Source organism: Brevundimonas sp. (assembly GCF_041919755.1).
GTDB lineage: Bacteria > Pseudomonadota > Alphaproteobacteria > Caulobacterales > Caulobacteraceae > Brevundimonas.
On the sequence record NZ_JAYRTD010000003.1, the window covers coordinates 176,987 to 191,168 of the forward strand.

Sequence of the window (14,182 nt, forward strand, 5' to 3'; positions counted from 1 at the left end):
GTTGCAGTCATGGCAGCCCCCAAGACGATCCTGATCATCGATGACGACGACGACCTGCGCGAGGCGCTGGCGGAGCAACTGGCCCTGCATGAGGCGTTCCGCCCGATCCAGGCCTCGACCGCCACGGACGGGGTTCGCATGGGCCGCGAGGTGCGGGCTGACCTGATCCTGCTGGATCTCGACCTGCCCGATATGGACGGGCGCGAGGCGTGTCGCCTGCTGCGCTCGGGCGGGGTGACGACGCCGATCATCATGCTGACGGCCCAATCTTCGGATTCTGATACGGTTCTGGGCCTCGAGTCCGGGGCCAATGATTATGTGACCAAGCCTTTCCGGTTCGCGGTCCTCTTGGCCCGCATCCGCGCCCATCTGCGTAGCCACGAACAATCGGAAGACGCCGTCTTCCGCATCGGCCCCTATGAGTTCCGCCCCGCCGCCAAGGTGCTGGTCGACGACAAGGGCAAGAAGGTCCGGTTGACGGAGAAGGAAACCAACATCCTGAAGTACCTCTATCGCGCCGGCGGCAAGCCGGTCATGCGCGAGGAGCTGCTGACCGAGGTCTGGGGCTACAACGCCGGGGTCACGACCCACACGCTGGAAACCCACATCTACCGACTGCGACAGAAGATCGAGCCCGAGCCGGGTCAGGCGCGGCTGCTGCTGACGGATGCAGGCGGCTACCGGCTGCAGCCCTAGACGTCGAGATCCATCGTCACCGGCGCATGGTCGCTGGGCTGGGTCCATTCGCGCACGGTGTCGTGGATGCGGGCGGTGCCTGGCAGGACGGCGGGCGTCAGGCCGGGCGAGGTCCACAGATGGTCCAGCCGCAGCCCCCGGTTCGACTTGCGGAAATCGGCGGCGCGATAGCTCCACCAGCTGGCCAGCTTGGTCGGCTCCGGGATCTGGTCACGCACCACATCACAGAAGCCGCCTGCGGCCTGAAGCCGACGCAGGGTTTCGACCTCGATCGGGGTGTGGCTGACGATCTTGGACATGTAGCGGTGGTTCCAGACGTCGTTCTCGCCCGGCGCGATGTTGAAGTCCCCGGCCAGGACCAGCGGTCGCTGCTTGTCGCGGCCCGCCATCTCGCGGGTCAGGCGCTCGTAATAGTCCATCTTGTGATCGAATTTGGGGTTCAGCGCCCGGTCCGGCACGTCGCCTCCAGCGGGGATGTAGAAGTTCTGAACCTCCACGCCCTCGACCATCACCCCGACGCAGCGCGCGTGCTTCTCGCGGCAGACGTCCAGGACGGGAGCCTCGGTGATCGGCTTGCGGCTGGCGATGGCGACGCCGTGCCAGCCCTTCTGACCGCCGATCTTGAGGTAAGGCATGCCCATGGCCTCGAAGGCGGCGCGGGGAAACTGGTCCTCTAGGCATTTGATCTCCTGCAGGCACAGCACGTCGGTGCCGCTCTCGGCGACGAAGCGCGCGACCTGCTCGATGCGCAGGCGGACGGAGTTTATGTTCCAGGTGGCGATACGAAGCATGCGCCGGTCTTAGCCGGGCGAGGCTTCACGCGGTAGCGGCTGAAACGCGCTCAAGCAGAGAGGCGCCGCGTGCCGAGCGGTAGCGCCCAAAAAAATGCCCGGTCGTCTCCAACCGGGCATTTCAGGTGTCTCTCTCGCCGCAGGGAAGGGGATGACAATCCCGAACGGTCAGATCGGCTCTCGCCGTTCTGTGTCCAGAAAGACACAGAGCGCAGAAAACGTCAAGTTGGCTACACCAACCCTAGTTGCGGCGCGGACGCTGGGTCGGGTCGCGCAGCTGGAACAGGCTGGCGGCCAGGTTGGGCGCGGCGGTGACGCGGGTCAGCTGGGTCCGGGTCATGGTCCCCTGCGCATCACGGATGGTCCATTCCAGCAGACGCTCGGGCGAACCGCCGAACATCAGGACCACGGCTCCATCGTTGGGGCGGCGGGCGTCGAGCGCGGTGATCGAGTATCCGCCGTCCTGCATGCGCACGACGCGATCGATGCGGACGCCCTGATCCAGGCGGACCGTGCGGGCGAGGAAGGTCGATAGCGGCGTCTGGCTGAGCGGGACCTGACGGAAGACGTTCAGGCGGGGATCATAGCGTTTGACGTTGTTGCCGTCAGACACGACCAGCAGGCCGGCCGGGTTGCTGTATTCGAAGCGCATCTTGCCGGGACGCTGCAGCCAGAAGCGGCCCTCGCGGCGCTGCGCGCCCGAGGTCTCGACGAAGCTGCCCTGGGCGGATGCCAGGTTTTGAAGTGTCGCTTGTGCGCGGGCCAGAATGGCGCGCTCATCGGCCGACAGATTGGCCTGGGCCTGCACCGGCAAGGCGGCGACACCGGCGATGGCAGCGGTTCCCAGCGCAAAGGCGCGGCGAGTGAAGGTCATGGGTCGTCTCCCGTTCGGGATGGTTGTTGAAGCGTCAGGTCATGACCGGTCGGCGCGGCGGTGTGATGACACAAGCCTGACCATATTCCGGCCTTGCGATGAAGCCTCGTTCATCGCGCGGAGACAAACGCCGTGCTTACCGACCGGTTGCGACGCCGATTGACAGCGTCGCCCTTGGTCCGCAGCTTGATGATGGGTGGAGGCTAGGGCCATGACCAGGCTTCTAATCATTTTTGCGGTGGCCCTAGTGATAACGTCCGCGGCCATCGGCTGGATGCTGCGGGCCTATCAGCTCGATGCGACGATAGCAGACATCTTTGTTTTCTGGGTGTCGCCAGTCCCGCAGTTTCTATCGGTCGCGATCGTGGTCTTGTCGGGCGTTGGAGCAGTCGCAGGACTAAAGCGTAACGCCGACCGTGTTCGTATGGCGGCAATCACGGCAGTCGCCGTCGGACTACTGGGTGCCGCTTACCAGGAACTGAATACACATTTCGGGACGCTCTACGACAGCGAGATAACCTACGCGACCATGGCTCCAGGGAGGCTCGCAAGTCTGGCGATATTGGCACTAGGCTTGTTCGGTGCCGTCCTCGGACTGGGTATCCTGCAACTGAGGGGTAACGCTCGCCGAAGCTGACATCCCCTCACCCCATGGGCGGTGGCCCCGCCAGCACCTCGCGTTTGCCGGCATGGTTGGCGGGGCTGACCACGCCTTCCTGTTCCATGCGCTCGATCAGGGAGGCGGCGCGGTTGTAGCCGATCTGCAGGCGGCGCTGGACGTAGCTGGTCGAGGCCTTGCGATCGCGGGTGACCACGGCGACGGCGCGGTCGTACAGGTCGTCGCCGGATGAGCCGCCGCCGTCGTCGAACCCGCTTGCATCCCCGTCGCCGTCGGGATCGTCGGTGATCAGGTCCAGATAGTCGGGCTCCGCCTGGGCCTTCAGATGGTTGCAGACGGCCTCGACTTCCTTGTCGTCCACGAACGGGCCGTGCAGGCGGGTGATGCGGCCGCCGCCGGCCATGTACAGCATGTCGCCCTGGCCCAGCAGCTGCTCGCCGCCCTGTTCGCCCAGGATGGTGCGGCTGTCGATCTTGGACGTGACCTGGAAACTGATGCGGGTCGGGAAGTTGGCCTTGATGGTGCCGGTGATGACGTCCACCGACGGGCGCTGGGTGGCCATGATCAGGTGGATGCCGGCGGCGCGGGCCATCTGGGCCAGGCGCTGGACGGCGCCCTCCACGTCCTTGCCGGCGACCAGCATCAGGTCCGCCATCTCGTCCATGACCACGACCAGATAGGGCATGGGCTCGGGCCGGATCTTCTCGGATTCGTAGATCGGGCGGCCCTGTTCGTCGAAGCCGGTCTGGACCGTGCGTTCGAAATGCTCGCCCTTGGCCTGGGCCTCCAGCGCGCGCTCGTTGTAGCTGGCGACGTTGCGGACCCCCAGCTTGGACATGCGGCGATAGCGGTCCTCCATCTCGCGCACCGTCCACTTCAGGGCGACGACGGCCTTCTTCGGATCGGTCACGACCGGCGCGAGCAGGTGCGGAATGCCGTCATAGACCGACAGCTCCAGCATCTTGGGATCAATCATGATGAAGCGGCATTCGGCGGGCGAATGGCGATACAGGATCGACAGGATCATGGCGTTGACCCCGACCGACTTACCTGAACCGGTGGTGCCCGCGATCAGCAGGTGCGGCATTCGCGCCAGGTCGGCGACATAGGGCTCACCCCCGATGGTCTCGCCCAGGGCCAGCGGTAGCAGATGGGATGGCTTGTCGTATTCGGTCGAGGCCAGAAGGTCGCGCAGATAGACCGTCTCGCGCTTGGCATTGGGCAGCTCGATGCCGATGGCGTTACGGCCGGCCACCACGCTGATGCGGCAGGCGCGGGCCGACATGGAGCGGGCGATGTCGTCCGACAGGGCCACGACCCGGCCATGCTTCACGCCGGGCGCGGGGACCAGTTCGTACAGGGTGACGACGGGGCCGGGGCGGATCTGGTCGATGACGCCGCGCACGCCGAACTCCTGCAGCACGCCCTCCAGCATCTTGGCATTGGCCTTCAGCGCCTCTTCGTCGACGGTACCGACGCGCTTCTCGGGCTTGGTCAGCATGGTCAGCGGCGGTAGGTCGAAGCCGGTCGAGGGGCGGGCGAAGTCGAAGGCGACCTGGGCGTCGTCGGCCTCGCGCTTGGACGCCTTGGGGGCCTTGACGGCGGCGACCTTGGGCTCGGGCGCTGACTGCGCGGGAAGCGGTGCATAGGCCGGCGCAGGCTCGGCCCACGGGGGGGGCTCGGCGGCCTCCGACGCGACACGTCCGGTCGGGACGGCATCGAGCTCAGGCTCGGGCGCGGGGCGCTGACGCTTGGGCGCGGGCGGTGTCGTCTCGCGGGCGACCTTGGCGGCGGGGACGTTGCGCCGCATGCCGCCGATCCAGCTCAGCCCGTCGGTCAGGTCCGAGACCCGCAGGCCGATGGCGTAGCCGACGCCCCAAAGGCCCAGCGGCAGGAAGATCACGCCCGCCCAGATCGGCGCGCCCGGTACGCGAATGGCGGCGCACAGGCTGCGAACCAGCCCGACGATGCCATCACCCCACAGGCCGCCCAGGCTGGAGGCCAGCGGCCAGGCGGCGGGCGCGGCCAGGGCCGACAAGGCGGCGGATAGGCACAGAACGCCAAGTGTCGCCGACAGCGCCTTCAGCGGCGTGGGCTTGAGCCGTTGCTGGACGATGTCGCCGATAGCGCGGGACAGGCCGAAGGCGATCAGCAAAAGGGTCGCGGGCCAGGCGGTCAGGCCCAGGGACTGCATGAACAGGTCGGCGAACAGGGCTCCATTGGCTCCCAACCAGTTCGTAGGGGCCGCACCCGAGGCGGCATTCAGGCTGGGGTCGGACGGATTCCACGAGATCAGGGCGACCAGAAGCAGGCTGGCCAGCAGGGCCTGCAAGACGCCACGAAACCGCACGGCGATCGGCGCGTCCCACAGGATGCGCGCACCGCTCCAGGCCTGCATTCCAATGGCGAGGGCGGCGGACATGCGGGGGCGAACTCCGGAGCGGGTGACGTGACGCCTCTTGTCGCCCGCACAGGGTTAAGGGGGCATTTACTCTGTCATCAGGACGCTATCGCTTGCTACGCGGTCGCTCGCTGCTTGAGCGCATCTTGGCAGCACTATCGTCCGCCGCGCGGCGGCTCTCTGCTTGAGCGCCGCGACCTCTCGGCACTGGACGGCGCGCGGCGCTGGCGCGACAAGGCAGCATGACACAGGCTGATCGCTACGACGTCGTTATCGCCGGGGCCGGAATGGCGGGGGCGACCTTTGCCCTGGCCGCGGCGCAGGGTGGGCTGAAGGTCGTGCTGGTCGATCCCCAGCCGTTCAGCGCCCAGCTGGCCCCCACGTTCGATGGGCGGTCGACCGCCATCGCCTTTTCGACCTTTCGCATGCTGGATGCCCTGGGTGTCGGCGAAGCGTTACGGCCGCATGCCTGCCGGATGGAGCACATCCTGGTCACCGACGGGCGGCGGCCCGGAGCCGCGTCCAGGGCGGCGTCGGCGGCCTGGCTGCGGTTCGATGCCGATGAGATCGGGGACCGAAACGGCGGCGAGCCTCTGGGCTATATGGTCGAAAACCGGCGTATCCGCTCAGCTTTGGCCGAGGCCATTACCGACGCCGGGATCGAGGTCCGTTCGCCTGCTGCGGTAAGCGCCGTCGAGGCCGGGTTGGGGTTCAGCACCGTCACCCTGGCCGACGGGTCGGTTCTAACCGCCAGCGTCGTGGTCGGGGCGGAGGGGCGCGGGTCACTGGTGCGGCAGGCTGCGGGTATCGACACCACCGGCTGGTCCTATGGCCAGAGCGGCGTGGTGGCGACGGTCGATCTGGAGCGTGACCACGGCAATGTGGCGCATGAATATTTCCTGCCCGCCGGGCCCTTCGCCATCCTGCCCCTGACGGAACGACGGGCTAGTCTGGTCTGGACCGAGACGACGCGGCGGGCCGAGGCCTTGCGCGATGCGTCGGATGAGGCCTTCTATTCGCATCTGCGTCGCCGTTTCGGGGACTTTCTGGGTCGTGTCACGGTGTCGGGCCCGCGCTTCGTCTACCCGTTATCGCTCCAGTTGGCCGAGGGGCTGACGGCTCCGCGCACGGCCCTGATCGGCGATGCGGCGCATGCCGTGCATCCTGTGGCCGGACAGGGTCTGAATATGGGGCTGAAGGATGCCGCCGCCCTAGCCGAGGTGCTGATAGAAGCGATGCGGCTGGGCGAGGACATCGGCGCGGAGACGACGCTGGACCGCTATGCCCGCTGGCGCCGGTTCGACAATGCGGCTCTGGCGGCAGGGTTCGACGCTTTCGTGCGGCTGTTCTCCAACGACGTCGCGCCAATCCGGCTGGCCCGTGACCTGGGCATCGCCGCCGTCAACCGTATAGCCCCCTTGCGCCGCTCCTTCATGCACGAGGCGGGTGGCGCGACGGGCGATCTGCCCAGGCTGTTGCGGGGCGAGGCGGTTTAAAGGCCCCAGCGAAGATACATGGCCAGCATAAGCAGGCCACCAGTGACGAATCCGAAAAAGGTCTCTCGCAGAACGCCGAGAAAGGATCCTTTGGCAGACCACTGGTGGTGGAAGGTCCTTGCGAATGACCGGAAAAAACCGATCGCTGCAATTGCCAGCAGGACGTTGAGAACGACTTGGCCCACACCGGTCGTCCGCCATACGTCTACGCCTCTCAGACCGATGAACATCGCCGAGGTCGCAGCCGCCACGAAGACGAGGCCAGATGTGAGTATGGACCGGTAGAGTCGTCGCGCCTCGCTCAGATTCTCGTCCGGACCGCCCACGCCAACCCGCAGACTCGACAGGAAGCGGGATCGGCTGAAAAACGCAGCCACTCCGGCGACCAGAAGCAACCCCGTGAAAATCCATAGATCAAGCATCCGGACTCCCAGGCGCGAAGTTTAGTCCAAATGCCGCGCTTCTTCGGTCAGCATAATCGGCACGCCGTCGCGGATGGGGAAGGCCAGTTTGGCTCCCCTGGACACCAGTTCCTGGCGCTCGCGATCATAGGACAGGGTGCCACGCGTGACGGGGCAGACCAGCATTTCGAGAAGTCGCGGGTCGACGGCGGTCGGGGTGTGGAAGGTGTCGCTCATCGGGGCTCCGTATGTCTCGGATGCGCTTATTGCATGGATGGCGTTTCGCCGTCTCCGGCCTCGGCGGCATCGATGGTCAGAAGGGCGGTCAAGACTGCTGCGCGATCAGGCAAGGTGAAGGCTTCAAGCAGAGCCTGTTTCTCGGCTCCGTCAAACGGCAGGGCCATCGACAGACTGTTGATCAGGGCCTCGGGGGGAGCGGTTTCGGCGGTGTCCCAGTCGATATCGAGCCCGCGCGTCTCCATATAGGCGCGCAGGGCATCCAGCAGCCGGTCGCGATCCAGCCCTTCGTCCTCGCGCGGCGGGGCGCTCAGATCGGCCTCATAGACCCCGAAATCCGCCCGGATCTGCCGGTAAGGTGTCTGGGCCGGGATTTCGCTGGCCAGGCGGAAGCGCGCACAGCCGGTCAGGGTGATCAGATAGCGTCCGTCCGAGGTCTCGGCGAAACTGGTGATCCGGCCCGCGCACCCGACCGACGACAGGCTGGGCAGGCGGCGGGGGCCCGCCGTCGGCTGGACCATGCCGATGATGCGGTCGCCGGCCATCGCATCGTCGATCATGTTCAGATAGCGCGGCTCGAAGATGTTCAGCGGCAGCTGACCGCGCGGCAGAAGGATGGTCCCGGGCAACGGAAACACCGGAATCACCTGCGGCAGGTCGCTGGCCTTGACGTAACCCTGAGCCACGCGGCGCTCCCTCAGGCGAACAGAATGGAGGACAGGCGTCGGCGACCATCGCGGGCGACATCCGAGCCAGCACCCGCGGCTTCGAACACCGTCAGCAGCTGTTTGCGCGCGGCCTGATCGTTCCATTCGCGGTCGGCCGCGACGATGGCCAGCAGGCTGTCCACAGCCCCCTTGAAGTCGCCGCCGGCCGCCTGGGCCAGCGATAGATCGTAGCGGGCCTGATGATCGGACGGGTCGGCGGCGACGCGGGCCGCTAGGGCGTCGGCCTCACCCGTCGAGGCCGCGGACACCAGCGACAGCTGGGCGCGCAGGCTGACGACCTCGGCGTTCTTCGAGTCCGGTGCGGCCATGGCCAGGGTCTGACGCGCCTGATCGGCGTCGCCGTCGGCCAGATAGACCCGTGCCATGCCGGCGATGGCGCTCTCGTTCTCCGGCTCCAGCGTCAGGACCTGGGCATAGGCCTGGGCCGCGCCGCCGAGGTCGTTTAGCGACAGGGATTCCGCGCCCAGCGACAACAGCTGTTCGACATCCGAGTTGATGCCCGGTCCACCCGCCAGCTTGTCGATGAATGCTTTCAGCTGGCTTTCCGGCACCGCGCCCTGAAATCCATCGACAGGCTTGCCGTCGACGAAGGCATAGACCGTCGGGATGGACTGGACCCGCAGCTGGCCCGCATAGGCCGGGTTGGCGTCGACGTCGATCTTGACCAGCTTGACCTTGCCGCCGGCGGCCCGGACAGCCTTTTCCAGCATGGGTGTCAGGGTCCGGCACGGCCCGCACCAGGTCGCCCAAAAATCCACGATCACGGGCTGGACCTTGGAGGCCTCGACGATATCGGCCATGAAGCCGGCGTCTGAGCCGTCCTTGATCAGGTCATCGGACGCAGCTTTGGGGTCGGCGAAACTCATGAAACGATCCTGTGCAGACAAGCGGTAACGCGGCAACGGTCAGATGGTCGCGGCGGTGCCGAACCTCAAGAGCTCAGGACGGATCGGACCCCGCCCCGGCGGGGCTGAGCTTCCAGCGTATCTTGGTCTCGGCATCCGTGCGGGCCGAGCCGCGCACCACGATCTGGAGCGAGCGACGGGTCAGGCCCTCATCGACATGGACCGAAGGCTCGATAGCCACATCAGGCCCGTCGGTGCGGAACCACCAGCCCCGGCCCGAATGCCCGCGCAGCAGGATGGAGCGCCGGTCGCGCGCCAGCGAGGCCTGAACACCCGGCTCCAGCTGGAACCGCACGGCATAGGGGGCGGCGATGGGCCGGGCCGCCTCGCGGTGGCCGGGCGAGGGGTGCAGCCGCTCTTCGGCTCGCAGCTCGTCCAGCTTCTGATCCAGATACAGGCGACGCTGATGCAGCAGGCCGAACCGTGCGGCCCAGCCGTCGTGCTCGGCCTCCAGCCAGACGGCCGCCTCGCCGTCGCGGTGATTGACCTCGACATGCAGGGGCGGACCGATCAGGCGCGGCCCCATGACCTCGGCCTTCCAGCCGCCCAGCGGTTCGGCGATGGTGCTTTCGCCCAGCGTCAGGGTCGAATGACCGGGCGGCAGGCGCAGGCCCTGACGATCCAGCGCCTGGGGCGTCCAGCCGCAACCGGTGACCAGCCGATCCTTGCCGCACAGGATCTCCAGAGCCATGGGCTGGGCGCAGGCTGCGCCAGACCAGGGGCCACGCGCGGGCCCGGCCGTGTCGGCGATGACGGTCAGAAGGGGGCTCTGGATGCGGACGATGCCGCCCGCACTGCCGGATAGCGACGACGGGTGCACAGCGTCGTCATGCGCCCGCGCGGCGGCGACCCGCGCCGCCGTGGACGGCCCGCCGCCTTGCAGCGTGGCCAGTCGGCCATCGGGCAGGGCATGGATTCGAAGCGCGCGTGTCAGGCGCTGGATGGCGCGGCGTACAGGTTCAGGCGTCGGCTCGGATACCTGGCCCAGCACATCGCTCAGGGTCAGCAGGTCCAGCAGCAGCTCCATCCCCGCCTCGGGGCTGCGCGAGGCATGGGAGCCGTCGCTCAGGACCGTGCGACCGAGGGCGGCGGTCAGGCGATGCAGGGCGGTCCGGCGCAGGCCGACACCCGATTTTCCGGCCAGAGTGCAGCCCGCGACGGCCACGGCCGTCAGGCTGGTGGCCTGCTCGGCCAGGCTCGAGGGCGGACGCAGCAGTTGGCGGGCCTGACGGGCCAGCAGGTCGGCCAGTTTCAGCCGCTCGGCCTCGGTCGCGACCTGACCCATCCGCCGGGCGGCACAGGCCAGGTTGAAGGTGCGCCGCGCCAGAATGGCCGGGCTCCAGGCGAAGGGCGACCAGCGGGAAAAGGTGGTGGCCCAGGCCAGGGTCAGCCGAAGGGCCTCGCGCGCGCCGCGCTCCTCCTGCAGCATAACGGACGGCAGCCACTGGAAGCCGTGCAGTTCGACGGCAAAGGCGCGGTTGGGACTAGGCCGGTTCCACGGATCGTCGGGCGCGACGGCCTCCAGACTATGCCCTGCCAAGGTGAAGCGACCGCCCAGAACCAGACGCCCGGCCTCCGGGTCAACGGGGCGCGGATCACGCGGGCTGGCCGCAAATCCCTGCGCCGACTGGCCGCCCAGTGTCAGTGAATAGCCGGGCAGGCCGTACAGTTCGATCCAGAGCTGGCGGCTGAGCAGCCGTCCGGCGAGGGCAGGCCATTGGCTGAGGTCGCCGCTGGTCTGGCTTGCGCGGACCGGCGTACGAACCGGGGCCCCGCGCAAGCCGGGGATGGCGTCAGCGACCGCAGGCGGGGCCGCGTCCTGATTGTTCTGGCCCGGAATATTCACGCGGCTTTCAAAGCCGCGATGTTGGCGGCGTAAGCCGAAGGCCCGCCTTTGAACACGAACGAACCGGCGACCAGGGCATCGGCACCGGCGGACACGCAGGCCGCGGCATTGGCCGAGGTCACCCCGCCGTCGACCTGCAAATGTGCCTTTGAGCCTGCGTTATCCAGCAGGGCGCGGGTCCTTTCGATCTTCTTCAGCGTGCTGTCGATGAAGGACTGGCCGCCAAAGCCCGGATTGACCGACATCAGCAGGACCAGATCGACCAGGTCCACGACCTCGGCCACCACATCGAGGGGGGTGCCGGGATTCAGGACGACGCCCGCCTTGGCTCCCAGCTGGCGGATGCGCCCCAATGTCCGGTGCAGGTGCGGACCGCTCTCGGGATGCACGGTCAGGATGTCGGCCCCGGCCTCGCGATAGGCCTCCAGCCACGGATCGACCGGCGCGACCATCAGATGCACGTCGAACGGCAGGGTGGTGTGCGGCCGGATGGCCTTCACGATGTCGGGGCCCAGGGTGATGTTGGGCACGAAATGGCCGTCCATCACATCGACATGGATCCAGTCGGCACCTGCGGCCTCCAGGGCGGCGACCTCCTCGCCCAGGCGGGCGAAATCGCTGGCGAGGATCGACGGGCAGATCAGGGGCGCGGTCATGACGGGGGGATAGGACGGGACGCCCGCAGGGGCAAGCGCGGGCTTATACTGGAGGTGCCACAGCCGTATCGGCCAGCAGTGCCGAGAAGCGGCGGATGGCCTCGGCAGTCAAGTCAGGGTCATGGCGCATGGGCGGGGCCGAGGTCGGCTCGTCGAACGCATGCGTGCCCTCCGCGATCCAGGTCTCGACCTCGGCTCCGCAGTTGCGGACCATGGCATGGACCCGCTCGGCATTGCTGACGCTGGTCAGGTGATCGGTGCGCGAGATGACGGCCAGGGTTCTGGGACAGTGCGTCCAAGGCCGCATCCGGTTGAGGGCCGCGATGCCGATGTAGGGGTAGCAGAGGTAGACGGATTTCACGCCGGTCAAGGCGACCTCATCGGGGTTCTGAACGCCCAGCGTGCCGGGCGTTCGTGGCGCGCTCATCGCCTCCATGATGCCCCAGCCGCCGTGGCTCCAGCCCGCCAGGACGATGCTTGAGGCGTTCACATCCGGTCGCAGCGACACACCTTGCAGCGCGGCCAGCACATCTCCTGCCCGCTTGTCGCCACGCAGCTGCAGGCCTGAGCAGACGGTGGCCAGGGCATAAGCCCGGCTCCAGCCGCGTGGCGCGTAGGAATCGACGATGAATGCCCGCCAGCCTCCGGCCTTGGCGGCCTCGGCGTAGAGCGGCAGATGCGGTCGCATTCCGCCGCAACCATGGAACAGGATGACGGCCGGACGCGGACGGTCGTCATCAGGCCCGACCTCGATCGTATGCGGCTCAAGCCGGGTCCAGCGGGCGGAGAGGGTGTCCATGAGCGCACCTTAGCCTTTGCCAAGCCGAACGAAAGCCACGCTCAAGCAGCGAGCCGCCGCGCGGCGAGCGATAGCGCCCCAGAGATCAGTGTCTGAAAACCCGCACGCCTGTGAAGGCCATCGCGATCCCTGCTTCGTCCGCCGCGGCGATGACCTCGGCGTCGCGCATCGAGCCACCGGGCTGGATCACCGCCGTGGCTCCGGCGGCGACGGCTTCCAGCAGGCCGTCGGCGAAGGGGAAGAAGGCTTCGGAAGCGCAGGCGGACCCATGCGCGAGCGAGTAGGCCAGGCCCTTGGCCTCACCCGCTTCCTTGGCGCGTATGGCGGCGATGCGGGCGCTGTCGCGGCGGTTCATCTGGCCGGCGCCGATGCCGGCGGTCTGGCCGTCCTTGGCATAGACGATGGCGTTGGACTTGACGTGTTTGGCGACGGTGAAGGCGAACAGCATGTCCTCGACCTCCTGCGGCGTCGGCTGGCGACGGGTGACGATCTTCAGGTCTTCGGGCTTGATCAGGCTGCGATCACGCGACTGGACCAGGAACCCCCCGGCCACGCTGCGGAACACCTCGCCCGGACCGTGCGGGTCGGGCAGGCCATCGGTGAGCAACAGGCGCAGGTTCTTCTTGGCGGCGAAGACGGCGCGAGCCTCCTCGTCGGCCCCCGGCGCGATGACGACCTCGGTGAAGATGTCGGTGATGGCACGGGCATCGGCTCCGTTCAGTGGGCGGTTGACGGCGATGACGCCGCCGAAGGCCGAGACGGCGTCGCATTCCAGCGCCCGGGCATAGGCCTCGCTCAGGTCGTTGCCGACGGCCACGCCACAAGGGTTGGCGTGTTTGACGATGACGCAGGCGGGCGCTTCGAACTCGGCAACCAATTCATAAGCCGCGTCGGCGTCGGCGATGTTGTTGTAGCCCAGTTCCTTGCCCTGAACCTGCTGGGCATGGGCGACGCCGGGGCGGGTCTCGCCGGTGCGATAGAAGGCACCGGTCTGATGCGGGTTTTCGCCGTAGCGCAAGGTCTGCGCCAGCGATCCGGCAATGGATTTGCGCGCCGGGGCGACGTCTTCAAGCTGACCGGCAAACCAGCCCGACACGGCGGCGTCATAGGCGGCGGTGCGGGCAAAGGCGCAAGCGGCCAGTCGCTTGCGCAGGGCCAGGGACGTCGTGCCGTCGGCCCTCAATGCTTCCAGCAGCTCGGCCACCGACGCCTGATCGACGCAGACGGCGACATAGCCGTGGTTCTTGGAGCCGGAGCGGATCATGGCCGGGCCGCCGATGTCGATATTCTCGACCACCGCATCGAAACCACCGCCTGATGCCACGGTCGCCTCGAACGGATACAGATCGACCCAGACGATATCGATCGGCCCGATGCCATGGGTCGTCATCGCCTCCGCATGATCCGCCGCATCGCGCACGCCCAACAGGCCACCATGGACGACGGGATGCAGCGTCTTGACCCGCCCGTCCATCATCTCGGGAAACCCGGTCAGATCGGCCACGTCCTTCACCGGCAGGCCGAACCCCGCGATGGCCGCGCGCGTGCCCCCGGTCGAAACCAGCTCGACGCCCAGATCGTGAAGGGTGCGCGCCGCCTCCTCCAGCCCCGTCTTGTCGGACAGAGAGATCAGAGCACGAGCAGGCTTCACCTTATCGGGCGCAGGCGGAAAATCGGGAGCGGCAGGCATGGCGGCATCCGTATCTGGAATGGGGTCGGGGAGACGCGCGGGG

Annotated in this window: 14 protein-coding genes; 3 read left to right on the forward strand and 11 right to left on the reverse strand. The window is 67.5% G+C overall.

All coding sequences use genetic code 11. The features are described 5' to 3' along the window. The first annotated feature begins 9 nt into the window (after positions 1–9). Positions 10–696, forward strand: coding sequence for a response regulator (locus ACE3TH_RS05865; protein WP_374598267.1), 687 nt, complete (start codon positions 10–12; stop codon positions 694–696). Here the strand turns inward: ACE3TH_RS05865 and ACE3TH_RS05870 are convergent. Beyond that, entirely contained in the window at positions 693–1,487 is a 795-nt protein-coding gene (locus tag ACE3TH_RS05870) for an exodeoxyribonuclease III (RefSeq protein WP_374598269.1), read from the reverse strand. The two genes, ACE3TH_RS05865 and ACE3TH_RS05870, sit on opposite strands and share 4 nt — an antisense overlap. 241 nt (positions 1,488–1,728) lie before the next feature. After that, the gene (locus tag ACE3TH_RS05875; RefSeq protein ID WP_374598271.1) at positions 1,729–2,361 is read right to left on the reverse strand and encodes an outer membrane lipoprotein carrier protein LolA; all 633 of its coding nucleotides are present in this window, start codon (positions 2,359–2,361) and stop codon (positions 1,729–1,731) included. A 211-nt stretch (positions 2,362–2,572) separates the two neighbouring features. Between ACE3TH_RS05875 and ACE3TH_RS05880 the strand changes: the two genes are divergently transcribed. Further along, on the forward strand, positions 2,573–2,998 hold the full coding sequence (locus ACE3TH_RS05880) for a hypothetical protein (protein ID WP_374598273.1): 426 nt from the start codon (positions 2,573–2,575) through the stop codon (positions 2,996–2,998). 7 nt (positions 2,999–3,005) lie between these two features. Here the strand turns inward: ACE3TH_RS05880 and ACE3TH_RS05885 are convergent, their stop codons facing one another. After that, complete coding sequence (locus ACE3TH_RS05885) at positions 3,006–5,402, reverse strand: DNA translocase FtsK 4TM domain-containing protein (RefSeq protein ID WP_374598275.1); 2,397 nt, start codon at positions 5,400–5,402, stop codon at positions 3,006–3,008. Positions 5,403–5,623: 221 nt separating this feature from the next. Between ACE3TH_RS05885 and ACE3TH_RS05890 the strand changes: the two genes are divergently transcribed. Further along, the gene (locus ACE3TH_RS05890) at positions 5,624–6,877 is read left to right on the forward strand and encodes a UbiH/UbiF/VisC/COQ6 family ubiquinone biosynthesis hydroxylase (protein ID WP_374598277.1); all 1,254 of its coding nucleotides are present in this window, start codon (positions 5,624–5,626) and stop codon (positions 6,875–6,877) included. On the opposite strand, the gene ACE3TH_RS05895 is transcribed toward ACE3TH_RS05890, so the two are convergent. The 8 genes from ACE3TH_RS05895 to purH all read right to left on the reverse strand — a co-directional run bounded on the left by ACE3TH_RS05895 (position 6,874) and on the right by purH (position 14,139). Then, positions 6,874–7,299, reverse strand: coding sequence for a hypothetical protein (locus ACE3TH_RS05895; protein WP_374598279.1), 426 nt, complete (start codon positions 7,297–7,299; stop codon positions 6,874–6,876). The genes ACE3TH_RS05890 and ACE3TH_RS05895 overlap by 4 nt on opposite strands. 21 nt (positions 7,300–7,320) lie before the next feature. Then, a complete protein-coding gene (locus tag ACE3TH_RS05900; protein ID WP_374598281.1) occupies positions 7,321–7,515 on the reverse strand; it encodes a Trm112 family protein in 195 nt (64 codons plus the stop codon). Between the two features lie 26 nt (positions 7,516–7,541). Next, positions 7,542–8,201, reverse strand: coding sequence for an LON peptidase substrate-binding domain-containing protein (locus ACE3TH_RS05905; RefSeq protein ID WP_374598283.1), 660 nt, complete (start codon positions 8,199–8,201; stop codon positions 7,542–7,544). 11 nt (positions 8,202–8,212) lie between these two features. After that, positions 8,213–9,109: a thioredoxin gene (trxA, locus tag ACE3TH_RS05910; RefSeq protein ID WP_374598285.1), complete on the reverse strand. Its 897-nt coding sequence runs from the start codon at positions 9,107–9,109 to the stop codon at positions 8,213–8,215. 73 nt (positions 9,110–9,182) lie between these two features. Continuing rightward, on the reverse strand, positions 9,183–10,994 hold the full coding sequence (locus tag ACE3TH_RS05915) for a heparinase II/III family protein (protein ID WP_374598287.1): 1,812 nt from the start codon (positions 10,992–10,994) through the stop codon (positions 9,183–9,185). After that, positions 10,991–11,650 (reverse strand): ribulose-phosphate 3-epimerase, encoded by a 660-nt coding sequence (rpe, locus tag ACE3TH_RS05920; RefSeq protein ID WP_374598289.1) that lies wholly within the window; start codon positions 11,648–11,650, stop codon positions 10,991–10,993. The genes ACE3TH_RS05915 and rpe overlap by 4 nt, the downstream gene beginning before the upstream one ends. A 43-nt stretch (positions 11,651–11,693) precedes the next feature. Next, positions 11,694–12,449, reverse strand: coding sequence for a dienelactone hydrolase family protein (locus ACE3TH_RS05925; protein WP_374598291.1), 756 nt, complete (start codon positions 12,447–12,449; stop codon positions 11,694–11,696). Positions 12,450–12,534: 85 nt separating this feature from the next. Continuing rightward, positions 12,535–14,139: a bifunctional phosphoribosylaminoimidazolecarboxamide formyltransferase/IMP cyclohydrolase gene (purH, locus tag ACE3TH_RS05930; protein WP_374598293.1), complete on the reverse strand. Its 1,605-nt coding sequence runs from the start codon at positions 14,137–14,139 to the stop codon at positions 12,535–12,537. Positions 14,140–14,182: the final 43 nt, after the last annotated feature.